This window comes from Cyclobacterium xiamenense (genome assembly GCF_009467825.1).
GTDB classification, from domain to species: domain Bacteria; phylum Bacteroidota; class Bacteroidia; order Cytophagales; family Cyclobacteriaceae; genus Cyclobacterium; species Cyclobacterium xiamenense.
The window spans coordinates 1-564 of the sequence record NZ_WIOK01000094.1; the positions used below are offsets into that span (position 1 = coordinate 1).

Below are 564 nucleotides of genomic sequence, written 5' to 3' on the forward strand. Positions count from 1 at the left end.
CAAGTCCAAGCGAAAAGCAGAGGAATACCTGTTGGCACATCCGGCCCCCGGCAAGCGGGTCTATATCCTGCGTCCCTGCATGATCCATGGTCCGGGAAACAAGGGAAACCTAAACCTACTCTATGCCTTTGCCAAAAAAGGCTTTCCCTACCCCCTGGCCGCCTTTACCAACGAACGCTCTTTTCTCTCCGTGGATAATCTCTGCTGGGTCATGCTCCGGCTAATGGAGAAGGACATTCCCTCGGGCATTTATCAGGTAGCCGATTCCGGCGTTTTTTCCACGAATGAGCTCATAGAAATGATGGCCGCCTCCCTGGGCAAATCCGCCCGGTTGTTGAAAATCCCCGCGGGGCTATTGAGAGCGGCAGCGAGGGTAGGGGACCGTCTGCGCCTCCCGCTGACCAGCGAGCGCCTGCAGAAACTTACCGAAAGCTATAAAGTCAGCAATGAAAAGCTGCGAAAGGCCCTGGACGCCGATCTTCCCCTGACGGCTCGGCAAGGGTTTGAGAAGACTTTTGAGGCATTCAAGGGGTAATTTTTTACTAATTCACCACAGATGGCCAC

At 54.4% G+C, this 564-nt stretch carries 1 pseudogene; it reads left to right on the plus strand.

Annotation, left to right across the window (positions count from 1 at the left end):
* A pseudogene (locus GCU44_RS23060) lies at positions 1-535 on the plus strand (NAD-dependent epimerase/dehydratase family protein); the annotation flags it as partial.
* Between the last annotated feature and the right edge of the window lie 29 nt (positions 536-564).